This is a genomic window from Dickeya oryzae (assembly GCF_009372235.1).
GTDB classification, from domain to species: Bacteria; Pseudomonadota; Gammaproteobacteria; order Enterobacterales; family Enterobacteriaceae; genus Dickeya; species Dickeya oryzae.
Map to the genome: position 1 here is coordinate 50,221 of NZ_SULL01000006.1, position 24,382 is coordinate 74,602.

Consider the following 24,382-nt stretch of genomic DNA (forward strand, 5'->3'; position numbering starts at 1 on the left):
AATAAGCTTACGAGAATGCACTCGATTGCTGTTTTTCTGTAACTCGAATTATTTAGGGTGTAGATGAATGAATAAAAAGAGAGGAACTCTTTTTTTCTTTCCTGATACTTCAGACATATTCACCCTACAACAGGAATTTATGACGCTCATTATTTTAGTATCGGCTCACTTACCACACAACGGACCATACATTTTCTTTAAACAAAATAAATACAGAAAAGAAAAATAATAAAGAGGATAATTAAATTATCAACAGAACATTAATTCAGCCAGGGAAATAAAAAATAAATATAATTACCCACAACAATAATACCGAAACTGAGACAGTACTGCCCTGATCACTCGTCAGGGCAGAGAACGATAAAACGCAGCGGCTTCGTTGGCTAGCGCATCAAGGTGAGAGCGGATCAGGTTAATTTTCTGCAATAACGGATTACGTTCAGGGGACTGATCCATCATGTTGACCCTGGTCACCAGCTCATTGATTCTGGCGCACAAATCCGCTTCGCGCTGACGGGCCTGTATCAGTTGCACGTGGAGCTGCTGATAGTCGCGCTGCCAGATCTGCTGTTGTCGGCTGACACTGGCCTCCAGCGCCTGCAATGCGCTTTCCAGCCGTGATTCCAACTCTTCGATACACATGGGGGTTCCTTCTGCCGAGCCTTCTCTGCCGTAACCTGCGGATTATAATGGCACTCCCGTGCGACAACAAATGCCACAGGGAATTACCGGGTTTTAACCGAGCGTAGTACGACGAATTTCGCGTTACTGGCAACGTTCTGGCAGTTGCCAAACAGCCGTTTCAGCTTGTGGAAATAATCCAGATGACGGTTGCCGACTATCCGCAACTCCCCCCCGACCGTCAGACAACGACGCGCATCAACAAACATCTGCCAGGCAATGTCATCGGTGATCGCCTGTTGCTGGTGAAACGGCGGATTACACAGTATCGCCTGCTGACTGTCCGGCCCGACGCCTGCCAGTGCATGGTTCACGACAAAGCTGCAGCGGTCCTTATCCTGCGGCCGGTTGTCTTCCACATTGCGCTGACTGGAAGCCACCGCCATATAAGACTCGTCGAAAAAGCCGACCGATGCCTGCGGGTTCAGCGCCAGCGCGGTCAATCCAATCACGCCATTGCCGCAACCTAAATCGATGATTTTACCGTCCAGTTGCTCTGGCAGATGCTGCATAAAAAACCGTGCGCCGATATCCAGCCCGCTGCGGGAAAAGACGTTGGCGTAATTGTGGATGCGGGCATTGTGGATAGGGCTTGCGGCATCATCCAGCGGCCAGACTGTCATCACCGGGTTGCTGTCCACCAGGTTGTCATCGACAACACACGCTTGCGGCTGACAGTGAATCAAACGGGCTTTTTTCCACGCCAGCGAGGTACGGGTTGGCCCCAGAATGTGCTCGAACAGTTGCAGCGTAGACGTGTGGATGTCACGCGCTTTCGCCCCCGCGATAATCACGGTTTGCGGCGTCACCACCTCCCGTAACTGGCGCAACTGATGCTCCAGCAACGCCAGCGTTTTCGGCACTTTCAATACCACCAGTGCCGGTGCGCCCGGCAATGGGGAGAGGCTGTCTTGCAACGTAACCGACTCCGGCGCGTAACCATTGAGCGACAGGTTATGTCGGGTCGCCAACTGACTCAGGAACGAGTCGCTGATGCAATAAGGAGCCTGCGACTGCAAGCCACAAGCCAGTGCGCCGAACGCATCATTGAAAATCAGTCGGGGACCGGGACCAATCGGCATCGTCGTCAGTTCCCGCAGCAGATACTCATCCGCCGCTTCCCATGCCTGCAACGAGGATTCCCGTTCAGACTGCGGATAGCGGACCAGCGTCAGGTTATGTGTTTCCAGCTCAAGTTGGCTCATGGCCTCTCCTGCAATACAAAATCTGGCGCTGTTTATCCCTTAAAACAGCGTCGCAGTAAATGGTTTTCCGGCAACGTAGCGACAGTTCGTTACCTCTACGCCCTATTATACTGAGGTATCAGGCAATTGCGGTGAACACGTATGTAGCAGATTGTCATGCGTGGCAAGTCAGGGGTTGACCCTGAACAGAAGCTATCCTATCTTTTGTCGTGCAAAGGGGAGTAACTTCTCGCTGGTTAATCGTCATTACAGTGCAAGCGCACTCGGTTACCAGGCAACCTTAATGACTTTATCCGCATTAAGTTGTAAGTGAGACCTTGCCAGAAGGCGAGGTCCATTTGCAGCACCGTGAATAGCAAACGGCCTGTGCCTTCTGACACAGGCCGTTTTGTTTTCTGACACAACAGAGCCTCGACACAACACCTCATGGGAAAGGCACTAAGGATACAGTTATGGTAACGATAGGAACCCCGCTGCTGTGGAGCAGCTTCGCCATCATCGTGGTAATCATGCTGGCTATTGACCTGTTTTATCAGGGCAAGAAAGGCTCGACGGTGATGACCTTTAAACAGGCCGCCGTCTGGTCGCTGGTGTGGGTCAGCCTGTCCATATTATTCAACCTCGGCTTCTGGTGGTATCTCAGCGGTACGGCGGGCCGTGACGTGGCAGATACTCAGGCGCTGGCGTTCTTTACCGGTTATCTGATTGAAAAAGCGCTGGCTGTCGACAACGTATTTGTCTGGCTGATGCTGTTTAGTTATTTTGCCATCCCCGCGCAGTATCAGCGCCGGGTACTGATCTACGGCGTGCTGGGGGCGATAGTCCTGCGTACCATCATGGTGTTCGCGGGCAGCTGGCTGGTTTCTCAGTTCCAGTGGCTACTGTACCTGTTTGGTGCGTTCCTGCTGATAACCGGGCTTAAAATGGCGCTGGCGAAAGAAGACGATGCCGCCATCGGCGAGAAACCGGTCGTGCGCTGGCTGCGCGGCCACCTGCGGATGACCGATACCCTGCAAGGCGATCGTTTTTTCATCCGGCAGAGTGGTTTGCTGTACGCCACACCGCTATTTCTGGTACTGGTGATGGTGGAAATCAGTGATGTCATTTTCGCGGTAGACAGTATCCCTGCGATTTTCGCCGTCACCACCGACCCGTTCATCGTGCTGACGTCAAACCTGTTCGCCATTTTAGGGTTGCGCGCCATGTACTTCCTGCTGGCGGGCGTGGCACAAAAGTTCTCTATGCTGAAATACGGCCTGGCGGTGATCCTCGTGTTCATCGGCATCAAGATGATGCTAATAGACCTGTTTCACATTCCCGTCGCCATTTCACTCAGCGTGGTGGCCGCTATCCTGCTGGCCACCATCCTTATCAACATCTGGGTTAACCGGCGCGCCGGACAGTAACGCCATCCTGTCAACGTCGCCCTATCACGCTACGCGCCCCGTCGGAAGACGGGGCATTTTTTTAGGTGTGTCGGGTTCTTTTTTCAGGCGCGGTTCTCAGGCATTTTTTGTTCTCAGGCACTTTTGGTAGAGGAGTGCGCCTCATCCACCCTGAACGGGTCGATACCGTTACGCTGCATACGCCAGAAGCGGATGATATTAAAACCGTTTATCACCAGGAAACTGGCTTCGATCAACGAGCCGCCAATCGACCCCAACCAAATGTTGTGTGTTACCCACAGCGCGGTCGAACACCAGATGATGCAACGGGTCGTCAGTCCGTGTGCACGGAACAGCGCCCAGGTACTGCACACCGTCCCGATAATCGGCAGCAGTTCCATCGGGTGTTTTACGCCCGGCAACCCGAGCGACAGTGTCAGGGCGATAAACACGAACATCACCACGATATTGCTGGTTTTCAGGGTAACCAGGGTACGGCCTGAATTGAGCAGAGCACTGATGCCTGCCGCGTTCGCGCCCATCAGGAAGAAGTGGCAGGCGATAACCGCGCTATAGACGGAGAGTTGGATTTTGAATTTTTTTTCACTGCGGTTGAAAAACATGGTGATACCGACAAAAAAAGCCAGTACACCAACAGCCTGGGCAAACACGTAAGAAGTCATGATTCCTGCCTTAAAGCGCCATGATGAAAAAACGGCGCTCAGATAATGAAACGCCGTTTTATTTTATGTGAAATTATTTAGATTTACAACGCCAGGCTTATCACGATCGGTTCTATAACGTTACACCGCTCTTAAATATCGCCAGTTCGCGGAAGTCGTTGATTTCGTTTTTCGCCAGTTTACCGTTAGCTATCTCGACAATCAGCTCAACAAACTGCGACAGCAGCTCATCCATCGACATCCCATGAATCAGACGCCCGGCGTCAAAATCGATCCAGTGCGGTTTCTTCTGCGCCAGTTCGGTGTTGGTCGCCAGTTTCACCGTCGGCACAAAGCCGCCGTAAGGCGTACCACGACCGGTACTGAACAACACCATATGACACCCTGCCCCAGCCAGCGCACTGGTCGCCACCGCGTCGTTACCCGGCGCGCTCAGCAGGTTCAGCCCCGGCGTATGCAGGCGTTCGCCATACTTGAGCACATCCACCACCTTGCTCTGCCCGGCTTTCTGGGTACAACCGAGGGATTTCTCCTCAAGCGTGGTGATACCCCCCGCTTTGTTGCCCGGCGAGGGGTTCTCGTAAATCGGCTGATTATGTTCAATGAAATACTGTTTAAAATCATTGACCATATGCACGGTTTTCTCGAATGTGCTCTCATCACGGCAGCGGCTCATCAGAATACGTTCGGCTCCGAACATTTCCGGCACTTCGGTCAGCACCGTCGTGCCGCCGTTGGCGATGAGATAATCAGAGAAACGTCCCAGCAGCGGGTTGGCGGTAATACCAGACAACCCATCCGAACCGCCGCACTCCAGACCAAATTTCAGCTCGCTCAGTTTACCCGGCTCACGGCGATCGTCACGCATTACCTGATACAACTGGTGCAAGCGTTCCAGACCGGCTTCCACTTCATCTTCCTGCTGCTGGCAGATCATGAAGTTAACGCGATCAGCGTCGTACTCGCCCAGCGTGTCACGAAACGCGGACACCTGATTGTTCTCACACCCCAGACCAATCACCAATACCGCCCCAGCGTTCGGGTGGCGCACCATGTTTTGCAGCATGGTACGGGTATTTTCATGGTCCTGACCCAATTGAGAACAACCAAATGGGTGAGTGAACAAATATACGCCGTCGATACCTTCCGCGTTATTGGTTTCCTTGAGGAAACGCTGCTGGATCTGACGGGCGATCCCGTTAACACAACCGACAGTCGGCAGGATCCACAGTTCGTTACGGATCCCGACGTCGCCGTTTTTACGACGGTAAATCTGGACTTCACGATCCGCCATCTGTTCCGGCAGACGGATGAACTCCGGCTGATAGTGGTACTCATCCAGATCGCTCAGATTGGTTTTCGCGTTCTGAGAGTGGATATGCTCACCTGCGGCAATCGCCGCCAGTGCATGACCAATCGGCAGACCGTATTTCACGATCATCTCGCCTGACGCTATCGCCTTGAGGGCGAATTTGTGCCCGCGCGCCACCGCCTGCGGCAGCGCCAGGGTGACATCACCAACCGACACCGTCTCATCCTGCGCCAGATCGCGCAAGGCAACGGCAACATTGTCCAGTGAGTGAATTTTAATGATGCTCTGCATGGAGACGACCTTATGCGATTAGCAATAACCTGCTAACGCGTCGCGCATGCCGCGCTCAACGATAGCCTGCAGTTGTTCGGTGACCAGCGCCGCCAGACCGGGCACCAGCGTCAAATCCTGCTCCCAGTGTTCCGCATCGCTCAGCACCGCGTTCACGACCTGCGCCAGCGACGTGGTACCGGCGCGCACGCCGCTCCACAGCACTTCGTAACGCTCCAGCCAATGAGCGTCGTCCTGCAACGGATAGCGGTCATCGTTACGCTCGCCGCGATAAAACGCGATCAAAGCCGCCAGCGCAAACGTCAGGCGCTTGGGCAACGCATTATGACGTTCACGGTACATCAACAGTTGCGGCAAAATGCGGGTACGGAATTTGGTCATGCCGTTCAGGGCGATAGACAGCAACTGATGCTGAATGAACGGGTTTCTGAAACGGCTCAGTACCGCCTCGGCAAACGACATCAGCTCGTCATGTGGTAAATCCAGTACCGGTACGATCTCTTCAGCAATTGTGGTTTCGACAAATTTGCCTATCTGGGCATCATTCATCGATTCGCCCACGGTATCGAGACCTGCCAGAAACGCCACGGGTACCAGCGCAGTGTGGGCACCGTTCAGAATCGCCACCTTGCGCTCTTTATAAGGCTTGATGTCATCAACAATGCGCACGTTCAATTTCAGTTGGTTCAGGCGCAGTTCATCTGCCAGCCACTGCGGCCCCTGAATCACAAACAGGTAGAAATATTCAGCGGTATCCAGGAAGGTGTCCTGATAACCCAGTTCTTGTTGTAACGCGTCCACTTCATTGCGTGGATACCCCGTCACAATGCGGTCCACCAGCGTTGAACAGAAGGTGTTGTGCTCGTTAAGCCAGGTGGTGAACGCGGCCGGCAGCGCCCACTGCGCCGCATAACGCAGCACCAGCTCTTTGAGTTTTTCGCCGTTGTAATCAATCAATTCGCACGGCAGCAGCACCCAGCCTTTATCGGCAGCGCCATTAAAATGGTTGAAGCGCTCAAACAGCAGGCGGGTCAACTTCGCCGGGAAGCTGGCTGGTGGCGTGTCGGCCAGTTTGTCATCGGCATGGTAGCTAATGCCGGCTTCCGTGGTGTTGGAAAATACAAAGCGGATGTTGGCGTCATGTGCCAGTGCCAGATACTCATCAAACTGACGGTACACGTTGATTTCACGGTTAACCGAGCGGATAAGGCGCGGCTCGCGCACCGCGTCACCCTGTTCGTTCAGGCCGCGAATAATGGTGGTATACAGCCCATCCTGGGTATCCAGAGCAGGCGGGAAATCGGTATCAATCGGACGAACCACAACAATACCGGCATCCAGATCAGTATGTTCATTCAACAGATCCAGTTGCCAGTCAACAAAGGCGCGAAGGAAATTGCCTTCACCAAATTGAATAACGCGGTCAGGATGACGACGGCCAGGAAAATCACGACGATTAAGCGTTTGCATTAACAAGCTACCTCAGAACACGACACTATTTCGGGACGAAACCCAGTAGGTTCGGGACAAAACCCAGTAGGGAAAAACGCCAGTCGGTACAGCCATCAGATCATTAAACAGCGTCAGGTCAGCACGACAGCGTCAGGGCACCAGATTCAGCACCCTGCGCCAGCCCGAAATCACCACATTGACAGACGGGAGCGTGACGGCACCCGTCCTCCCTTTTTCTTACAACTCGATACCGAAATAATTTTTGGCGTTATCGAAACAAATATTTTTCACCATCTCACCCAGCAGTTGCAGGTCGCCCGGTGCTTCACCGTCTTCCACCCAACGGCCGATCATCTGGCACAGAATGCGGCGGAAATACTCATGGCGGGTGTAGGACAGGAAACTACGGCTGTCGGTCAACATACCGACGAAGCGGCTCAGCAGACCCAGTTGCGCCAGTTGCGTCATCTGACGCTGCATACCGTCTTTCTGGTCGTTGAACCACCAGCCGGAACCGAACTGCATCTTGCCCGGCATCCCTTCACCCTGGAAGTTGCCGATCATGGTGCCCAGCACTTCGTTATCACGAGGGTTCAGGCAGTACAGGATGGTTTTCGGCAGCAGGTTTTCTTCATTCTGCTTACTGAGCAGGCGTGATAGTTCTTGCGCCAGCGGACGGTCGTTGATGGAGTCGAAACCCACATCCGGCCCCAGCAGGTTGAACTGGCGCAGGTTGTTGTTGCGCAGCGCACCGATGTGATACTGCTGAACCCAGCCGCGACGGGCATATTCAGCCCCCAGCCATACCAGTACCGCGGTTTTGAACTGCGCCACTTCGTGTTCGCTCAGGGTCGCGCCGGACAGGCGGCGAGCCAGAATGCTATCCAGCGTGGCTTCATCCGCGTCGGCGTACAGCACCACGTCCAGCGCGTGGTCGGACACTTTACAGCCGTGTGCGGCGAAGTGGTCCAGACGTTTGGTCAGCGCGGCCTGCAAATCGCTGAAACGACGGATATCGGTATCAGACACTTCACCGAGCTTCGCCATATAGTCGTTAAACGTCGCCTGTTCAATATTGAAGGCTTTGTCCGGACGCCAGCTCGGCAGCACTTTGATGGAGAAGGTTTTATCTTCAGCCACCGCTTTGTGATGCTGCAGGTCGTCAATCGGGTCATCCGTGGTGCCGACCATTTTGACGTTCATCTGCTGCATGATGCCGCGTGCGCTGAACTCATCGCGCTCCAGCAAGGCATTGGCGCGATTCCAGATGTCTTTAGCGGTAGACGGCGACAACAGTGTGCCGGTGATGCCGAATGGACGGCGCAGTTCCAGGTGCGTCCAGTGATACAGCGGGTTACCAATGGTGTGCGGGACGGTAGCAGCCCAGGCTTCGAATTTCTCCCAGTCGCTGGCATCGCCAGTACAAAAACGCTCTGGTACACCATTGGTACGCATGGCACGCCATTTGTAATGGTCACCTTTCAACCAGATGTCATACAGGTTTTTAAAGCGATAATTCTCGGCAATCTGCGCAGGCGGCAAATGGCAGTGGTAATCAAAAATAGGCTGATCCGCTGCAAATTCATGATACAGCCGACGGGCAAACTCAGTATCCAACAAAAAATCTTCACTTAAAAACTGGGGCATGTTCGCTTCCTCACACTACATTTGCCAACAAAAACGCGGTCACGATTACAAAGATATCACACCAATTATCTGCAATAACCTACATCATTAGTGAGGTCATGATCTCAAAAATGACAGAAATCGCTTTCAATTACACCATTTTTACGCTTTCACCGCACCAGAATGCCCTCATCAGCCTGATTATTTTATTCCCCAGCAAAATAATGGTTTTGTGATATCACTCAACTTTTAAATTGGTATGACAAATTATTGTAGCGCTGCCTGATGAGGGGATTCAATCTCAATATTTATCGTCAACCAGGTTGAACCCCACCGGAAAACAATAAACGCGTACGGCGGGATCGCCGTCGCAGCCCGCCAGCTGTGCCCGGCGGCAGGGCAACCGGCCAGGCGGCAACTCCCGCAGGTTTTGACCGGAGTGCATAGAAGCGCCCGTCACTTTCAGCGTGGTCGACACCTATCGCAGCAGACTGATAACGGTATTCGTTGCGGTAATTACACTCGGAGAGATATTTAACATGTTCAAGATCAAAGGCTTGCGCTGGTACATGATCGGACTGGTGACCATCGGTACCGTTCTGGGCTACCTGACGCGTAACGCAATTGCCGCAGCGGCACCGACACTGCAAGAACAGCTCCACATCAGTACTCAGCAGTACTCCTATATCATCGCGGCTTACTCAGCCTGTTATACCGTGATGCAACCTGTTGCCGGTTATGTACTGGATTTACTGGGTACCAAAGTGGGTTACGCCATGTTCGCCATCCTGTGGGCGTTGTTCTGCGCCGGTACAGCGTTGGCGAGCAGTTGGGGTGGTCTGGCAGTAGCGCGCGGCGCAGTCGGCGCAGCGGAAGCAGCGATGATTCCCGCCGGTCTGAAAGCCAGTAGCGAATGGTTCCCGGCCAAAGAACGTTCTGTGGCGGTTGGCTATTTCAACGTTGGTTCATCAATCGGCGGCATGCTGGCTCCACCGTTGGTTGTCTGGGCTATCATGGCGCACAGCTGGCAGATGGCATTCCTGGTCACCGGTGCATTGAGCATGTTGTGGGCAATCGGCTGGTTGTATTTCTATAAACATCCGAAAGATCAGAAAAAACTCAGCAAAGAAGAACGCGACTATATTCTGAGTGGTCAGGAAGCACAGCATCAGGCTGGCAACGCCAGGAAAATGTCCGCCTGGCAGATCCTGCGCAACCGTCAGTTCTGGGGTATCGCCCTGCCGCGTTTCCTGGCTGAACCAGCCTGGGGGACGTTTAACGCCTGGATCCCGCTGTTCATGTTTAAAGTCTATGGCTTTAACCTGAAAGAAATCGCCATGTTTGCCTGGATGCCGATGCTGTTTGCCGACCTCGGCTGTATCCTCGGCGGCTACATGCCGATGCTGTTCCAGAAGTACTTTAAGGTTAACCTGATCGTTTCCCGTAAACTGGTTGTGACGCTGGGCGCGCTGCTGATGATTGGCCCCGGTACCATCGGCCTGTTCACCAGCCCGTATATTGCCATCGCGCTGTTGTGCGTCGGCGGTTTTGCTCACCAGTCCTTGTCTGGCGCGCTGATTACGCTGTCTTCCGATGTCTTCGGTCGTAATGAAGTCGCCACCGCCAACGGTTTGACCGGGATGGCTGCCTGGACTGCCAGTACGCTGTTTGCTCTGGTAGTCGGTGCACTGGCTGACACCATCGGCTTTAGTCCCCTGTTCGCCGTACTGGCTATTTTTGACCTGCTGGGCGCGGTCGTTATCTGGACGGTACTGAAAAACAACCCGGCTTCCGAAGAGGGTGACAAAGGTGCGGACCTGAAAGCCGCGCAGCAGCACTAAAAGAGAAATTTCAGCCTCACGTCATTCATCCGGTATCATAGGGTACCGGATGAATCCTTTCCTCTGGGCGAACCCTAGCCACTAACTGTGACATGGGCGTTGGTCGCCATCTATTGTAGGTGGTATAACAAATCTATTCTGATTATCATTCTAATACCCCAGGTCATTCGAGTTGCAGGACAACCCGCTCGCACATTGAAAGCTGACCATGACGTAGGACGCGTTGACGGACAGAGCCAGAAAGCCAGTACACCAGCAACGGGAAGCATGACGGGGATATTAACGACACACCATAACGGGATAGACGCAGTGACGCAGCTTACCTCAGGGAGCGTCATCTATCTTAAGAGCAGGCATCATGGCACTGACAGAATCCAGGCGGCTTTACCAGCAACTGGCCGCAGAATTGAAACAACGCATTGAAAACGGCGTTTATCCGGTTGGTGACAAGCTACCGGCCGAGCGCAATATTTCCGAAGAGATGAATGTCAGCCGTACTGTTGTACGCGAAGCGATCATCATGCTGGAAGTGGAAGGTTACGTGGAAGTCCGCAAAGGTTCGGGTATTCACGTGATCTCCAATCAACAGCGCCACCTGCTGGCCGCTAACAGCAGTGATGCCGATTTTCTCACCGCCGGACCGTTTGAGTTGTTGCAGGCGCGTCAGCTGATAGAGAGCAATATTGCGGAATTCGCCGCCACCCAGGTGACTCGTCAGGACATTATCCAACTGATGGAAATTCAGGAGAATGCCCGTCAGGAAGATCGCTTTCGCGACTCAGAGTGGGATCTGAAATTCCACGTACAAGTGGCGCTGGCAACGCAGAACTCAGCCATGGCGACCATCGTGGAAAAAATGTGGAGCCAGCGCATTCACAACCCATACTGGCGCAAACTGCATGAACACATCGACGACAAGTCGATTGAAAGCTGGTGCGAAGATCATGACCAGATCCTCAAAGCGTTGATCCGTAAAGATCCTTACGCAGCTAAGCTGGCGATGTGGCAGCACCTGGAAAACACCAAACAGATGCTATTTCGCGCCACTACCGACGATTTTGAATTTAACGTCGACCGCTATATGTTTGCCGAAAACCCGGTTGTCCACCTCGACCATATCACCAGCGGCAAATCCTGACTTTCCCCACGCGTTAGCACCGTTCGCCCCCATACTTCGGGGGCAAAAAAAGTCATCCAACGTCGAGTTCTGTCAGCAAGTGTAAAATATGGCGGTAATCACACAGCTTTCCCACTAAACGTCTCGTTATACGCTTTCAGAACGTGATATTTTCCTATCTCGTCTGCATGGCTTTTGTTACAGTTAGGGCACTTTTTTTACGTTTAATGACTGGCAGAACGACCTGACCGGCAAAAAACGAAAAGGAATAATACCGGGCGTGAAAAATACACGGATAAAGAAATAAGTACGTCCGGTGCACAAACCGCTGGCAGAAAAAGCATAGGACAGACCTGTGAAGGAATACGCAATAATGTGCAGTCATGCACCGCCCTGCATACCTGACTTGTCAGACTGCCGCTGACTGGCATCAGGTTCGCAGCGTGGTTTCTCCAACGCCGCAGTACAGGAACACCAGATGGATATAATGAAAGAACTTTTGTATGCACTCTGGCATCAGGACTTCACCGTTCTGGCCAATCCCAAACTCGTCTGGATGATTTACCTGTTGTTGTTTTTGATTCTATTTCTGGAAAATGGCCTGCTGCCTGCCGCCTTCCTGCCGGGTGACAGTCTGTTGATTCTGGTTGGAGTATTGATCGCCAAAGGCACCATGAACTATCCGTTTACCATCGCCTTGTTAACCACGGCCGCCAGCCTCGGCTGCTGGGTCGGCTACCTACAAGGGAAATGGCTTGGAAATACACGACTTGTTCAGAGATGGCTGTCGCATCTTCCGTCACACTACCATGAGCGGGCTCACCAGTTATTTCATCGTCATGGGTTATCGGCGTTATTAATCGGTCGTTTTCTGGCTTTTGTGCGTACCCTGTTGCCGACCATTGCCGGGTTATCCGGGCTGAACAATACCCGCTTTCAGTTCTTTAACTGGATGAGCGGCTTTTTGTGGGTCACCAGTTTGGTTTCTCTCGGTTTTGCACTGGGCAATACACCATTATTCCGCAAATACGAAGAGCTGTTGATGTCCTGTCTGATGCTGCTGCCGCTGGTTTTACTGTGCGTCGGGTTAGCTGGCTCGGTACTGGTGCTCTGGCGTAAAAAACGCATGATGTCACGTGAAAAAAGGAATTGATTGATGAACTCGTCTGGGCTCAGGAAGCCCTCCATCTGGCGTCTGCTGTTGCTGCTGTTTCCACTGCTGGCAGTGCTGTTGTCGATGTCATCGCCACGCCTGCCGGACGAAGTGATGCTGCACATCACCCCGCTGCATCAAGGCATGACGTTGCCAGATGGTTTCTACATCTATCAACGCCTTAATGAACGGGGTATCGCCATCAAGAGCATTACCCCGGAAAACAACAGCATTATTGTGCGCCTGTCTTCACCGGACCAAAGCAGCGCGGCCAGAGAAATACTGAGCATCGCATTGCCGAATACCGTTGTTATCGCCCAGCGTACTACTCATGGAACGACACGGGTTGTCAGAAGCTGATTGAGGTCTTCCTCCTGTCATCCACCTTAACCGGTTTGCTTCTCTTTTGTTCTTCGTCTGCTGTGTTATTTCTCTCTTTCGTTCTTCATCTTTTTCACTTTCCATCTTGCTGTTCAATCGTCCCCACTCCTCTTTGTTTTTCCTGACATTCGACGCCGCTCTGTTGCGGGTTATCAGAATTATCCGTCGCCATTGCGCTAACAAAGATGAAAATCTGCACTATAGTTAATACGACGATTAGTTAACACTATGATTCATCAACTATAAGGAGTGTTCATATGGCACAAGAATCCGATACCGAACAGTTGCGGGCGGAACTGCGCTCTTTGGGAGATACTCTGGAAGAGGTGTTACGTTCCTCTGGCGATAAGTCCAAAGCTGAACTGGAAAAACTGCGCGACAAAGCAGAAAGCGTGCTGAAAGAATCTCGCGAACGCCTGAACGACACCGGTGATCGTATTAGCGCGCAAGCCCGTGAAGCCACACAGTGTGCTGATGAGTTTGTGCATAAAAACCCTTGGGCCGGTATAGGCATCGGTGCCGCCGTGGGTGTCGTGCTGGGCCTGTTGCTGGCACGCCGCTAATCTATGGCGACGGAGTCACCACATCAGGGCCCCGGCCGTTCCGCCGTTTCTACGGTACAACGCATTTTCGCCCTGCTTATTGGCATGGCGGAAACGCGGCTCAGGCTGGCGGTCATTGAGCTGGAACAGGAAAAAAACCTACTGATTCAGTTGTTGCTGATGGTAGGCATGACGTTGCTGTTTACCGCCTTTGGCCTGATGAGCCTGATTGTACTGATCATCTTGAGTATCGACCCAGCGTCGCGCCTGACAGCATTGTGCTGGATTACCGCCACCTTGCTTGGACTGGCCTTATGCGGCGTGGTGTGGACGCTCAACCTCGCGCGTCGCTCCTCGCTGTTGCGCGACACCCGTAAAGAACTGGCGGCGGACCGCTCACTGCTGGAGGACGAAACCAAATGAACCGCCAGCAACGTCTGGCTGCCGAAAAGCGGCAATTGTTGCGCCGCATCCAGCAACAGCGGTTAGATCTGGCCGCCGAGAGAAACCACTGGCTGGACCTGACCGCGCCCTACGATAAGTGCTGGCAAAAATGGGCGCGGATTCGTCGCTATCTGGTGTTGCTCCCACCGGCCATCGCCATTCTGGGAATACGCCATCCACAGCGGCTGCTCGGATTTGCACGTCGGGCCGCTACCGTCTGGAGCACAGTGAAACTCGTTCGCTCCCTCATATCGCCACCACGTCGTTAAGCCCGTTTTCTCGCTGTTGCCAACTGTTCGCCTATCAAACGCCGCCTTTTTCCTCCAAATCCGTATTTTTGTATGCAACAGGGCTTATCTTCCCTCACGATTTTTGTCAGTTAGTTCGCTACATGATCAATTTTTCTGACAAAAAACAACAATTTTACTCGCTGGTGTCTGCACGTTTACACCTCTAGTATTCTTCCATCAGTTACACAAACACTTAGACAAGCTACTGCCGGATGCGCCCCCTATCAATTTTGCTCCGGCCACAAACACACTACTGGAGATATTGATGAAAAATTTTGAAAGCGCATTGCTGGTTGTAGCCCGTATCCTGCTTCCCATTCTGTTTATCGTTGCTGGTTACGGTAAACTGGGTGCCTCTTACGCCGCAACCCAGCAATATATGCAAGCAATGGGTGTTCCGGGGGCGCTGCTGCCACTGACTATCCTGCTGGAACTGGGTGGTGGACTGGCGGTGCTGTTCGGTTTCCTGACACGTACTACCGCGATCATTACCGCGATTTTTACCCTGTTGACCGCATTCATCTTCCACACTGATTTTGCTCAGGGCGCCAACCAACTGATGTTCATGAAAAACCTGTCTATCGCTGGCGGCTACATCCTGCTGTTTGTGAGCGGTCCGGGCGCATTCAGTATCGACCGCCTGCTGAACAAAAAATGGTAATAGCAGTCTGAATTACCAGCGGAGTAACACCACCTGATTATCTCATGGCGGTCAACAGCATGCTGTTGGCCGCCATTGTCATCATCCTGGGAGGAACCGATTATGGGATTATTGGTTGACGGCGTATGGCACGATACCTGGTATGAAACCCAGTCATCTGGTGGGCATTTCAAACGGCCGCAAACATTCTTTCGCAACTGGGTCACCACCGAGGGGGAACCCGGCCCCACCGGCAGCGGCGGATTCAACGCGGAAACGGGCCGTTACCATTTGTATGTATCCCTGGCGTGCCCGTGGGCTCATCGCACCTTGATGATGCGCAAACTCAAAGGGTTGGAACAACACATCGGTGTTTCCGTGGTACACCCACTGATGCTGGATCAGGGCTGGACCTTTGACACTGACTTCCCACACGCCACCGGCGACACACTTTATCAACACGAATTCCTGTATCAGCTTTATCTGCACGCAAAAGCTGATTACAGCGGGCGTGTTACCGTCCCCGTATTGTGGGATACCCGGCAGCACACCATCGTCAGCAATGAATCAGCAGATATCATTCGTATGCTTAACAGCGCCTTCGACAGTTGCGGTGCGGTACCTGGTGATTACTATCCGCTGGCGCTACGTGGGCAGATCGACGAGCTTAATGAGTGGATTTACCATCAGGTCAACAATGGGGTGTATAAAGCGGGTTTTGCCACAACGCAACAGGCTTATGACGAGTCGGTCGGTTTGGTATTCAGCGCCCTGGAGAGACTGGAAACACACCTCGACAGGCAGCGTTATCTGACTGGTGAGCACCTCACTGAGGCCGATATCCGGTTGTGGACAACCTTGATCCGCTTTGATCCGGTCTACCATACCCATTTCAAATGCGACAAACGCCGGATAAGCGATTACCCCAACCTGTATGGTTACCTGCGTGACATCTATCAACTACCGGGGATAGCCGAGACGGTCAATCTGGAGCATATCCGCCACCATTACTACCGCAGTCATGGCACCATCAACCCTCACGGTATTATTTCCGTCGGGCCGGAGATGAATCTGGATATGCCGCACGGTCGGGACAGGCGTTACCCGTAATCCCATACTGTCCGTCGCGAGCAGGCTTTATGGCGTAACACCGTCGCGTGATTAACATCAGCGACGGTGTTACGCCATATTCAATTTGCGTTGAATATGCGGGGGATTTCCCGTAAAAACCACGCCTTGGCTTCGCCCATGCTATCACGCCGCCATGCCATGATGATTTGGACTTCGATGATGTTTTCCGGACTGACAACTCGCAGCCTGCCTTCGGCAATATCCTGAGCCACCCGTTCATAGGGCATTGTCGCCACCCCCAGTCCGGCCAGCAACGCCCGTCGCTTGTCATCCATCGAACTCACGGTCAAACGCGGCTGCTTGTCCAGCAATTGCACCGTTAATACAGGGCGCTCGCGGGCAGTGTCGGCAATCGCGATACCGCGATATTTAACCCGCGTCACTTCCGATAACGGCTCCGGTTCATCGTGAATAGGGTGGTCCGGGCTTGCCACATACACGCTCTTCATGGAATAAAGCTTGCGGGTGTTGATTTCCGAAGACGAGCGAAAATGCATGTCCGGCGCGATAACGATATCTGCCCGTCCTTGCTCAAGCCGTTCCCATGCCCCTGCCAGCACCTCCGTCAATAATGACACCTGAGTATTGGCTTTAAGCGACAGCTTATCCAGCAAAGGGAAAAAACGCTCAGTCGGCACCAATGCTTCCATCACAATGGTCAGATGGGTTTCCCATCCACGCGCCAGGGCTTCGGCATCCGTCGTCAACTTGTCGGCAGCTTCCAGCAAGATGCGCCCACGCTCCAGCAGCATACGCCCCACATTGGTAAACTTCGTACGATGTCCTGAACGGTCAAACAACACGACATCCAATTCATCTTCCAGTTTCTGCATGGTATAACTCAGGGCAGAAGGTACACGCCCTAGCTCATCTGCAGCGGCGGCAAAACTTCCCCGGCGATCGATAGCATCCATGACTCTCAAGGCTTCCAGTGTTAGTGCCCGTTCCTTTGCCATTTATTCACTCATTCAGGATTTTTGAACGTACCGACCAGATTAACTGGCTAACAATCCATCGTCCAGACAATTACTATCGCTTCATCAATAATTCTCAGGGTCGAATACCATGATCATTAGCAGAGCAGCTGAACAATGCGGCAAGGCTGACTATGGCTGGTTGCAGGCGCGCTATACCTTTTCTTTCGGTCATTACTTTGATCCTGATCTGCTGGGCTTTGCCTCGCTGCGGGTGCTCAATCAGGAAGTACTGGCCCCCGGCGCCTCCTTTCAGCCACGCTCCTATCCCCGCGTGGATATCCTGAATATCATCTTGCAGGGTCAAGCAGAATATCGTGACAGCAACGGCAACCATACCCGGGCCAAAGCTGGCGAGGCCTTGTTGCTCGCCACGCAACCCAATATCAGCTATAGCGAGCACAATACTGGCAGTGAGACGCCACTGACCCGGCTACAGCTGTGGCTGGACGCTTGCCCTACCCGGGAAAACCAGTGTCTGCAACGGCTGCGGGTGGAAGAGCAGCAGCCTTATCAGTTAATTGCATCGCCAGATGAATCGGCCGATGCCCTCCATCTGCGTCAGCAGGTCTGGATCCACCATGTGAATCTGGCCGCCGGTGAACAACATCACCTGACACTGAACGGCAACCGGGCTTATCTGCAGTCGATTTACGGCACTCTGCATATTAATGGGAATAGCGCGCCGATACCGAGCGTATTACGTTGTGGCGACGGTGCGTTTGTTCAGCAGGAAAAGAGCATTATCATTCGGGCAGAAACCGCCGCACGTGCATTACTGATAGACCTGGTGGTCTAAGTGCCTTCGGGCTCACCAGACGACGCCCCCTTTAATGCAGGAGCCACCCAAGTAACCTCGATGTCGCTATCTCGGCGTTTTTGTCCAGTCATGATACTATGCCGGGATAATTTCACACTCGCTTCAGGGTTACTGCAATGGATTCAACCAATCCGGACAAACTTGTTGCCCAGGCTGAACAGCTTTGTCAGCAACGCAATGTACGTCTGACGCCTCAACGTCAGGAGGTGTTGCGTTTGATGGCCCTGCAGCCTGGTGCGATCAGCGCGTATGATCTGCTGGATCTGCTCCGTGTTTCCGAACCGCAGGCCAAGCCCCCCACCGTCTATCGCGCACTGGATTTTCTGCTGGAACAAGGTTTTATCCATAAGGTGGAATCCACCAACAGTTATGTGCTGTGCCATCATTTTGAGGAGCACAGCCATACGTCGGCGCTGTTTATCTGCGATCGGTGCGGACAAGTGACAGAGCGCCAGACGGAAGGGGTGGAAGAAACCCTGCACCAGTTAGCCAAACAGGCAGGTTTTGCCTTGCGTCACAGCGTGGTGGAAGCGCATGGTTTGTGCGGCGAGTGCCAACAGGTTGAATCTTGCGAAAATCGGGACAGTTGTCATCACGATCACAGCATCCCCGTGAAAAAACGCTGAACAGCGAAAACCAACCACGCAGTGCCGAGTGTGAAGCGTTGCTTCACACTGTTTTATCCTGATGTCTCTTGAATCTATTGCTTCTTCTGATGCTTCTTCTGAATTCATCGCCCTTCCCTGACGCTATGATGTGACTCATCGGCCATCCCTGACGCAAACCGGAGATCAAACCGGGGGATAAAGGTGCCCATCCAGACACACTGGACACCAGTATGGACAATGCGTATCACCCATCAAGGGCGGACTGGAACAGGGGCGTCAGCTCCAGTCGCTGTTGCGGATAACACCTACCGCCAACCCTTCAATGGAGAAGTTTTGCTCGCGCAAATCGACAACGATCGGTGAAAACTCTTTATTTTCTGCCAGCAACTGCACAATGTTGCCCTGCTTTTTCAAGCGTTTAACCGTCACTTCATCTTCAATGCGCGCGACAACAACCTGACCGTTACGCACATCCTGCGTTTTATGTACCGCCAGCAGGTCGCCATCCAGAATACCGATGTCTTTCATCGACATCCCACTCACCCGCAGCAGAAAATCAGCGCTGGGCTTAAACATGGCGGGATCGACCTGATAGTGACATTCGATATGCTGCTGAGCCAGCAGCGGCTCACCGGCAGCGACACGGCCAATTAACGGCAGACCCTGGTCTTCTTCTTCCATCAACAGGCGGATTCCGCGAGAAGCGCCCGTCACGATTTCAATGACGCCTTTACGTGCGAGCGCCTTGAGGTGTTCTTCGGCTGCATTGGGCGAGCGGAAGCCCAACTGACTGGCAATTTCGGCCCGGGTGGGCGGCATACCGGTTTGTGAAATATGATCGCGAATCAGATCATAAACCTGCTGTTGTCTGGTAGTTAGCGCTTTCATTCCGCCCCCTGTTTGTTTATACAGTTTCGCTGTGAGTATATACAGGGAAAGTGCCTATGGGAACCGCGAGATCGCTATTGCACGGATTTTTCTGTGATTATGCAGAGCGTCACGCAAAACGGCTCCACAGTATCCCGCCCCACACGACTGCCGCCAGCAGACAGGCGACGAATACCGCCGCCGAGCCGATGTCTTTGGCCCGGCCTGACAATTCGTGGTAATCCGTACCGACGCGATCCACCACCGCCTCAATAGCACTATTAACCAGTTCAAACAGTACGATCAGCACGACTGCACCAATCAACAGCAGTCGTTCCACCATGGAAACCGGCAACCAGCAGGCAACCACCGCCGCGACCAGCGTAAGCAGGAGTTCCTGTCGAAACGCCGCCTCATACTGCCATGCCTGTTTCAATCCTTGCAGCGAATAACCCGTCGCTTTGATGATGCGGGTCATTCCGGTTGCTTTGTTCATGCGTACTCCGCCTTTAATTTGTGACTGACCATAATTTTAACGCGCAGCCCTGGTTTCATCACCACAGATATCCTGTCTGGTTTCTGGTATCCTTGGCCCGAATTGCTAACAAGAGGCTTCTGGTTGTTATGTCAGGTTGGCGTATAATTTACTATAAACTACTGAATTTCCCACTAAAATTACTGGTTAAAAGTAAGGTCATTCCACATGATCCCGTTAATGAACAACGGTTGGATCCGGCGCGGCCCATTTTCTATGTCCTGCCTTACAACTCCAGGGCGGATTTGCTGACTCTGCGCACGACATGTCTGGAGCAAGGCCTGCCCGATCCGTTGCAACCACTGCAGATCGATGGAAAAACCTTACCGAGCTACGTTTTCGTTAATGATGGCCCGCGTCTGTTCCGTTATTACGTGCCTAAACAGCAGTCGATCAAACTGTTCCACGATTATCTGGATCTGCATCGCAACAATCCGCAACTCGATATACAGATGGTGCCGGTATCCGTCATGTTCGGTCGTTCGCCTGGGCGCGAAGGGCAGAATCAGGACACACCACATCTGCGCCTGTTGAACGGTATTGAAAAATTCTTCGCCGTGTTATGGCTGGGACGCGACAGCTTTGTACGTTTCTCCGTCCCCGTATCACTGCGTTACATGGCAACCGAGCACGGCACCGATAAGACTATCGCCCACAAGCTGGCCCGCGTAGCACGGATGCACTTTTCTCGTCTGCGGCTGGCGGCAGTCGGCCCGCGTTTGCCGGTCCGCCAGGAGCTGTTTAATAAGTTGCTGTCTTCCCGCGCAATCGCCAAAGCGATTGACGATGAAGCCCGGGTTAAAAAGATTTCGCATGATAAAGCACAGCAAAACGCCATTACGCTGCTGGAAGAGATTGCTGCCGACTTTTCTTATGAAGCCGTGCGGTTATCAGACCGAATACTGAGCTGGACCTGGAACCGCTTGTACCAGGGCATCAACGTGCATAATGCCGAACGGGTGCGTCAGCTGGCACAAGATGGGCACGAAATCGTCTATGTTCCCTGCCACCGCAGCCACATGGACTATCTGCTGCTCTCCTACGTGTTGTACCATCAGGGGCTGGTGCCGCCGCATATCGCTGCCGGCATCAACCTCAACTTCTGGCCGGCTGGCCCCATTTTCCGTCGCCTCGGCGCGTTCTTCATCCGCCGCACGTTCAAGGGCAACAAACTCTATTCCACGCTGTTTCGCGAGTATCTGGGTGAGTTGTTCACCCGGGGTTATTCGGTGGAATACTTTGTCGAAGGCGGTCGTTCTCGTACCGGCCGTTTGCTGGAGCCTAAGACCGGCACGCTGGCCATGACCATTCAGGCGATGCTGCGTGGCGGGACTCGCCCTATCACATTGGTGCCGATTTACATCGGCTATGAGCATGTGATGGAGGTGGGCACCTACGCGAAAGAGCTGCGCGGCGCGACCAAAGAAAAAGAGGGTTTCCTGCAAATGGTGCGCGGGTTACGCAAACTGCGTAATCTCGGTCAGGGATACGTGAACATCGGCGAACCGCTGTCGTTGACCACGTACCTCAACCACCACGTACCGCAGTGGCGTGATGCCATCGATCCTATCGATCCGCAACGACCGGCCTGGCTGACGCCAACCGTGCAGGATATCGCCGATAACATCATGGTGCGTATCAACAATGCCGCGGCGGCCAACGCAATGAACCTGTGTTGTACTGCGCTGCTCGCCTCCCGCCAGCGGGCGTTAACCCGTGAGCAGATGGAAGAGCAACTGGAGTGTTACCTGCAACTGCTGCGTAATGTCCCTTACAACCAGGATATCACCGTGCCGAATCGGACCGCTACCGAGCTGTTGGATCACGCGCTGGGTATGGACAAGTTCGAAGTGGAGAAGGATAACGTCGGCGATATTATCATCCTGCCACGCGAGCAGGCGGTGTTGATGACGTACTATCGCAATAACATCCAGCATATGCTGGTGCTGCCGTCGTTGGTTGCCTGCATCGTGATGCACTGCCGTCGTATTACAACCGCCGAGCTGCTGCGCCAGATAACACTGATTTATCCGCTGCTACAGGCTGAGTTGTTCCTGCATTACGAGAAAACCGCACTGGCGGAGGTACTGAATGATCTGGTCGCAGAGCTGGCAAATCAGCAACTGATTCAGACCCGAGATGATGTGCTGGAACTGAACCCTGCGCGTATCCGTACGTTACAATTGCTGGCCGCGGGTGTGCGTGAAACGCTGCAGCGTTATGCCATTACGCTGGCGTTGTTGAACGCTAACCCGTCCATCAGCCGTGGTGCGCTGGAGAAAGAAAGCCGCAGCATGGCGCAGCGTCTGTCTGTATTGCACGGTATCAATGCGCCAGAGTTTTTCGACAAGGCGGTCTTCTCAACGCTGGTCAACACATTGCGTAACGAAGGGTACGTCAGCGATACGGGTGAAGCCGTGCTGGAACATGTGCAGGCGATTTACGCCATACTGGGTGAACTGCTCACACCAGAAGTCAAACTCACCATTGAAAGCGCCAGCCTGGCGCAGGAAAGCAGCGAGGGCGAACCCGCTGTGAGTCTGGCTGAAAAGGAAAAAGAAAAGGAAGACGTCGAGTAACGATGAAGCCCTGCGCAGGCGCGCAGGGCTGTTTTACCACTTAAGACCGCCCTGTTGCGATAAAACAGCCAGCCCCAAAGCTATTTTGCCTTTACAAAACTATCTTGCTTTTATAAATCAACCGTTCTTTTATAAAACCATCTTTCTCTTACAAAACAATCTGCTACAAACAGCCTGCGCCAGAAAACCGGCTACAAACCAAACAGGATGCCGAAGAACAGCACCATGCCGACATAATTGTTATTGTTGAATGCCCGGAAGCAGTCATCACGTTCACGCCCGGCAATCAGCCGTTGCTGATAAGCAAACAAGGCAGCCGCCACCAGCACTGACCAGTAGAAGATCTGGCTCAACCCCATCATCCTTCCTAGTGCCAGCATCGCTACCAGCGTCATCAGTTGCAGTACGCCGATAATCAAGGTGTCATGACGGCCAAACAAGATGGCGGTGGATTTTATCCCAATCTTGAGATCATCATCGCGATCTACCATCGCGTATTCGGTGTCATACGCGACAGTCCAGCAAATGTAGGCAAAAAACATCAGCCAGCAGGCGGCAGGCAAGGATTCGCTAACGGCGGCATACGCCATCGGGATAGACCAGCCAAACGCCGCCCCTAAAACCAGTTGTGGCAGATGGCTAACGCGTTTCATGAATGGATAGACCCACGCCAATGCCAGCGCGGCAACCGATAGCCAGATGGTCAGCGGGTTCATGGTCAGTACCAGACCAAACGCCAGCAATACCAGAACAACAAACAGCACCTTGGCTGAGTGTTCGCTCACTAACCCGGCGGGTAACGGTCGTGCGGCGGTACGTTTGACGTGCCCATCGAAATGGCGATCGGCGTAGTCATTAATCACACACCCTGCGGCACGCATCAAAAATACTCCAGCCACAAACACCAGTAACGTCCAGAGCGCCGGTGCGCCACGTCCTGCCAGCCATAATGCCCACAGCGTTGGCCATAACAGCAATAACGTGCCAATCGGCTTATTGATACGCATCAAACGGAAGTACGCACCCCAGCGTTCTGACGTTAACAATCTTTCCAACGCCTGATTCTCCTTTTGCATTCAGCCCTGATGGGCGTCGGGGAAATAAACGGGGGCATCCGGCAAAAATAGCTCGGTAATCAGCAACGGATTGCCCGACAAAAGCAAACGCGCACGCCGCACCCACAGCGCGCCACATCGACCAGTTTGAATCACATCACGCGGCGGTGGCCCTTGTAGAAACAAATAACGCCCCAGAGGCGTATTGCCAATCTGCGTCAGGTCAATATCAGCCTCTTCCAGCGTCTGCTCCGGTATCACAGTGCGGCCGAATAACCAGGGCTTGCCGTCACCTGACAGCGTAACCTCACGTAGCCAATAGCGCTCACTCAGCGGCAACAACGCCATTTCACCCGCCACCTCTGGCGACGAGACAAATAGCTCCTGCCTGACGTGTACCGTCAGGCGTAAACAATGCCGTTCAAGACGGCGCGTCATAGACTCGTGGTAAACCAGCCAGTCCATCACCGACGCAGGTAATTCTTCAGGCGCGCACCACTCAACCGAGTGCAGGCTAGCCAACGCCTCATCAGACATCTCTTCCATTCCACCCGGTGTTTAATAAATAAAACGCGCTTATTGTAACGCAGAAGCTCATTGTAGCGAAGAAGCGTGCGCTGATAACAGGTTCCGAACCCCGCGTTAACGATTTGAGCGATTTTCACACAAGTGGTAAGTGTCAGGATAGCTATCCGGCTCACAGCCTGTTGCAAATGCATGGTGCGGCGTCACGCACAGATGCGTTGTAAATAGACGCGTTGTAAAAAGAT

General features: G+C 53.2%; 24 protein-coding genes. 13 read left to right on the plus strand and 11 right to left on the minus strand.

From position 1 onward, the window contains the following. Positions 1 to 345: 345 nt before the first annotated feature. Both FAZ14_RS12145 and rlmG read right to left on the minus strand, forming a co-directional pair. Positions 346 to 642: an MbeD/MobD family mobilization/exclusion family protein gene (locus tag FAZ14_RS12145; protein ID WP_016943144.1), complete on the minus strand. Its 297-nt coding sequence runs from the start codon at positions 640 to 642 to the stop codon at positions 346 to 348. Between the two features lie 83 nt (positions 643 to 725). Next, positions 726 to 1,886 carry a 23S rRNA (guanine(1835)-N(2))-methyltransferase RlmG gene (rlmG, locus tag FAZ14_RS12150; RefSeq protein ID WP_153508607.1) on the minus strand — a complete coding sequence of 387 codons (1,161 nt, stop codon included), beginning with the start codon at positions 1,884 to 1,886 and terminating at the stop codon, positions 726 to 728. A 452-nt stretch (positions 1,887 to 2,338) separates the two neighbouring features. Here rlmG and FAZ14_RS12155 point away from each other — a divergent pair, with 452 nt between their 5' ends. Then, a complete protein-coding gene (locus FAZ14_RS12155) occupies positions 2,339 to 3,292 on the plus strand; it encodes a TerC family protein (protein ID WP_153508608.1) in 954 nt (317 codons plus the stop codon). 113 nt (positions 3,293 to 3,405) lie between these two features. Here the strand turns inward: FAZ14_RS12155 and FAZ14_RS12160 are convergent, their stop codons facing one another. From FAZ14_RS12160 to uxaC, 4 genes are all read right to left on the minus strand, one after another. Next, positions 3,406 to 3,954: a YgjV family protein gene (locus tag FAZ14_RS12160; protein WP_012883303.1), complete on the minus strand. Its 549-nt coding sequence runs from the start codon at positions 3,952 to 3,954 to the stop codon at positions 3,406 to 3,408. A gap of 112 nt (positions 3,955 to 4,066) precedes the next feature. Then, positions 4,067 to 5,557, minus strand: a complete 1,491-nt coding sequence (locus FAZ14_RS12165) for a UxaA family hydrolase (RefSeq protein ID WP_038907008.1) — start codon at positions 5,555 to 5,557, stop codon at positions 4,067 to 4,069. 18 nt (positions 5,558 to 5,575) lie between these two features. Next, positions 5,576 to 7,027: a tagaturonate reductase gene (locus FAZ14_RS12170; RefSeq protein WP_016943148.1), complete on the minus strand. Its 1,452-nt coding sequence runs from the start codon at positions 7,025 to 7,027 to the stop codon at positions 5,576 to 5,578. A 219-nt stretch (positions 7,028 to 7,246) separates the two neighbouring features. After that, on the minus strand, positions 7,247 to 8,656 hold the full coding sequence (gene uxaC / locus FAZ14_RS12175) for a glucuronate isomerase (RefSeq protein ID WP_038903272.1): 1,410 nt from the start codon (positions 8,654 to 8,656) through the stop codon (positions 7,247 to 7,249). Positions 8,657 to 9,174: 518 nt separating this feature from the next. Between uxaC and FAZ14_RS12180 the strand changes: the two genes are divergently transcribed. The 9 genes from FAZ14_RS12180 to FAZ14_RS12220 all read left to right on the plus strand — a co-directional run bounded on the left by FAZ14_RS12180 (position 9,175) and on the right by FAZ14_RS12220 (position 16,153). Then, positions 9,175 to 10,476, plus strand: coding sequence for an MFS transporter (locus tag FAZ14_RS12180; RefSeq protein ID WP_016943151.1), 1,302 nt, complete (start codon positions 9,175 to 9,177; stop codon positions 10,474 to 10,476). 358 nt (positions 10,477 to 10,834) lie between these two features. Further along, on the plus strand, positions 10,835 to 11,614 hold the full coding sequence (gene exuR, locus FAZ14_RS12185; RefSeq protein WP_016943152.1) for a transcriptional regulator ExuR: 780 nt from the start codon (positions 10,835 to 10,837) through the stop codon (positions 11,612 to 11,614). A 457-nt stretch (positions 11,615 to 12,071) separates the two neighbouring features. Then, positions 12,072 to 12,746 (plus strand): DedA family protein, encoded by a 675-nt coding sequence (locus FAZ14_RS12190; RefSeq protein WP_016943153.1) that lies wholly within the window; start codon positions 12,072 to 12,074, stop codon positions 12,744 to 12,746. Positions 12,747 to 12,749: 3 nt separating this feature from the next. Further along, a complete protein-coding gene (gene mzrA, locus FAZ14_RS12195) occupies positions 12,750 to 13,106 on the plus strand; it encodes an EnvZ/OmpR regulon moderator MzrA (RefSeq protein ID WP_016943154.1) in 357 nt (118 codons plus the stop codon). Positions 13,107 to 13,384: 278 nt separating this feature from the next. Then, positions 13,385 to 13,690 carry an ElaB/YgaM/YqjD family protein gene (locus FAZ14_RS12200; protein WP_016943155.1) on the plus strand — a complete coding sequence of 102 codons (306 nt, stop codon included), beginning with the start codon at positions 13,385 to 13,387 and terminating at the stop codon, positions 13,688 to 13,690. 3 nt (positions 13,691 to 13,693) lie between these two features. Continuing rightward, complete coding sequence (locus FAZ14_RS12205) at positions 13,694 to 14,092, plus strand: phage holin family protein (protein ID WP_016943156.1); 399 nt, start codon at positions 13,694 to 13,696, stop codon at positions 14,090 to 14,092. Further along, the gene (locus FAZ14_RS12210) at positions 14,089 to 14,382 is read left to right on the plus strand and encodes a YqjK-like family protein (RefSeq protein ID WP_016943157.1); all 294 of its coding nucleotides are present in this window, start codon (positions 14,089 to 14,091) and stop codon (positions 14,380 to 14,382) included. Before FAZ14_RS12205 ends, FAZ14_RS12210 begins: the two co-directional genes overlap by 4 nt. 286 nt (positions 14,383 to 14,668) lie before the next feature. Continuing rightward, entirely contained in the window at positions 14,669 to 15,064 is a 396-nt protein-coding gene (locus FAZ14_RS12215) for a DoxX family protein (protein WP_153508609.1), read from the plus strand. Positions 15,065 to 15,166: 102 nt separating this feature from the next. Then, complete coding sequence (locus tag FAZ14_RS12220; protein WP_016943158.1) at positions 15,167 to 16,153, plus strand: glutathione S-transferase family protein; 987 nt, start codon at positions 15,167 to 15,169, stop codon at positions 16,151 to 16,153. An 80-nt stretch (positions 16,154 to 16,233) separates the two neighbouring features. Here the strand turns inward: FAZ14_RS12220 and FAZ14_RS12225 are convergent, their stop codons facing one another. Next, positions 16,234 to 17,130, minus strand: coding sequence for a LysR family transcriptional regulator (locus FAZ14_RS12225; protein WP_016943159.1), 897 nt, complete (start codon positions 17,128 to 17,130; stop codon positions 16,234 to 16,236). 109 nt (positions 17,131 to 17,239) lie between these two features. Here FAZ14_RS12225 and FAZ14_RS12230 point away from each other — a divergent pair, with 109 nt between their 5' ends. Continuing rightward, positions 17,240 to 17,947 (plus strand): pirin family protein, encoded by a 708-nt coding sequence (locus FAZ14_RS12230; protein WP_016943160.1) that lies wholly within the window; start codon positions 17,240 to 17,242, stop codon positions 17,945 to 17,947. 137 nt (positions 17,948 to 18,084) lie between these two features. After that, on the plus strand, positions 18,085 to 18,594 hold the full coding sequence (gene zur, locus FAZ14_RS12235) for a zinc uptake transcriptional repressor Zur (protein WP_153508610.1): 510 nt from the start codon (positions 18,085 to 18,087) through the stop codon (positions 18,592 to 18,594). Positions 18,595 to 18,852: 258 nt separating this feature from the next. Here zur and lexA read toward each other — a convergent pair whose 3' ends face one another. Further along, positions 18,853 to 19,464, minus strand: coding sequence for a transcriptional repressor LexA (lexA, locus tag FAZ14_RS12240; protein ID WP_012883286.1), 612 nt, complete (start codon positions 19,462 to 19,464; stop codon positions 18,853 to 18,855). 109 nt (positions 19,465 to 19,573) lie between these two features. Then, positions 19,574 to 19,939, minus strand: coding sequence for a diacylglycerol kinase (locus FAZ14_RS12245; protein WP_016943163.1), 366 nt, complete (start codon positions 19,937 to 19,939; stop codon positions 19,574 to 19,576). A 128-nt stretch (positions 19,940 to 20,067) separates the two neighbouring features. Between FAZ14_RS12245 and plsB the strand changes: the two genes are divergently transcribed. Beyond that, positions 20,068 to 22,557, plus strand: a complete 2,490-nt coding sequence (gene plsB, locus FAZ14_RS12250) for a glycerol-3-phosphate 1-O-acyltransferase PlsB (protein ID WP_016943164.1) — start codon at positions 20,068 to 20,070, stop codon at positions 22,555 to 22,557. A gap of 191 nt (positions 22,558 to 22,748) precedes the next feature. Here the strand turns inward: plsB and ubiA are convergent, their stop codons facing one another. Together ubiA and ubiC are read right to left on the minus strand one after the other, a co-directional pair. After that, entirely contained in the window at positions 22,749 to 23,633 is an 885-nt protein-coding gene (gene ubiA, locus FAZ14_RS12255) for a 4-hydroxybenzoate octaprenyltransferase (protein ID WP_016943165.1), read from the minus strand. After that, positions 23,634 to 24,149, minus strand: coding sequence for a chorismate lyase (gene ubiC, locus FAZ14_RS12260; protein WP_016943166.1), 516 nt, complete (start codon positions 24,147 to 24,149; stop codon positions 23,634 to 23,636). Positions 24,150 to 24,382 lie beyond the last annotated feature (233 nt).

Coding starts and splice junctions, on each gene's coding strand:
- FAZ14_RS12145 (WP_016943144.1), bottom strand. CDS start 642: ATGTGTATCGAAGAGTTGGAATCACGGCTGGAAAGCGCATTGCAGGCG.
- rlmG (WP_153508607.1), bottom strand. CDS start 1,886: ATGAGCCAACTTGAGCTGGAAACACATAACCTGACGCTGGTCCGCTAT.
- FAZ14_RS12155 (WP_153508608.1), top strand. CDS start 2,339: ATGGTAACGATAGGAACCCCGCTGCTGTGGAGCAGCTTCGCCATCATC.
- FAZ14_RS12160 (WP_012883303.1), bottom strand. CDS start 3,954: ATGACTTCTTACGTGTTTGCCCAGGCTGTTGGTGTACTGGCTTTTTTT.
- FAZ14_RS12165 (WP_038907008.1), bottom strand. CDS start 5,557: ATGCAGAGCATCATTAAAATTCACTCACTGGACAATGTTGCCGTTGCC.
- FAZ14_RS12170 (WP_016943148.1), bottom strand. CDS start 7,027: ATGCAAACGCTTAATCGTCGTGATTTTCCTGGCCGTCGTCATCCTGAC.
- uxaC (WP_038903272.1), bottom strand. CDS start 8,656: ATGCCCCAGTTTTTAAGTGAAGATTTTTTGTTGGATACTGAGTTTGCC.
- FAZ14_RS12180 (WP_016943151.1), top strand. CDS start 9,175: ATGTTCAAGATCAAAGGCTTGCGCTGGTACATGATCGGACTGGTGACC.
- exuR (WP_016943152.1), top strand. CDS start 10,835: ATGGCACTGACAGAATCCAGGCGGCTTTACCAGCAACTGGCCGCAGAA.
- FAZ14_RS12190 (WP_016943153.1), top strand. CDS start 12,072: ATGGATATAATGAAAGAACTTTTGTATGCACTCTGGCATCAGGACTTC.
- mzrA (WP_016943154.1), top strand. CDS start 12,750: ATGAACTCGTCTGGGCTCAGGAAGCCCTCCATCTGGCGTCTGCTGTTG.
- FAZ14_RS12200 (WP_016943155.1), top strand. CDS start 13,385: ATGGCACAAGAATCCGATACCGAACAGTTGCGGGCGGAACTGCGCTCT.
- FAZ14_RS12205 (WP_016943156.1), top strand. CDS start 13,694: ATGGCGACGGAGTCACCACATCAGGGCCCCGGCCGTTCCGCCGTTTCT.
- FAZ14_RS12210 (WP_016943157.1), top strand. CDS start 14,089: ATGAACCGCCAGCAACGTCTGGCTGCCGAAAAGCGGCAATTGTTGCGC.
- FAZ14_RS12215 (WP_153508609.1), top strand. CDS start 14,669: ATGAAAAATTTTGAAAGCGCATTGCTGGTTGTAGCCCGTATCCTGCTT.
- FAZ14_RS12220 (WP_016943158.1), top strand. CDS start 15,167: ATGGGATTATTGGTTGACGGCGTATGGCACGATACCTGGTATGAAACC.
- FAZ14_RS12225 (WP_016943159.1), bottom strand. CDS start 17,130: ATGGCAAAGGAACGGGCACTAACACTGGAAGCCTTGAGAGTCATGGAT.
- FAZ14_RS12230 (WP_016943160.1), top strand. CDS start 17,240: ATGATCATTAGCAGAGCAGCTGAACAATGCGGCAAGGCTGACTATGGC.
- zur (WP_153508610.1), top strand. CDS start 18,085: ATGGATTCAACCAATCCGGACAAACTTGTTGCCCAGGCTGAACAGCTT.
- lexA (WP_012883286.1), bottom strand. CDS start 19,464: ATGAAAGCGCTAACTACCAGACAACAGCAGGTTTATGATCTGATTCGC.
- FAZ14_RS12245 (WP_016943163.1), bottom strand. CDS start 19,939: ATGAACAAAGCAACCGGAATGACCCGCATCATCAAAGCGACGGGTTAT.
- plsB (WP_016943164.1), top strand. CDS start 20,068: ATGTCAGGTTGGCGTATAATTTACTATAAACTACTGAATTTCCCACTA.
- ubiA (WP_016943165.1), bottom strand. CDS start 23,633: ATGCAAAAGGAGAATCAGGCGTTGGAAAGATTGTTAACGTCAGAACGC.
- ubiC (WP_016943166.1), bottom strand. CDS start 24,149: ATGTCTGATGAGGCGTTGGCTAGCCTGCACTCGGTTGAGTGGTGCGCG.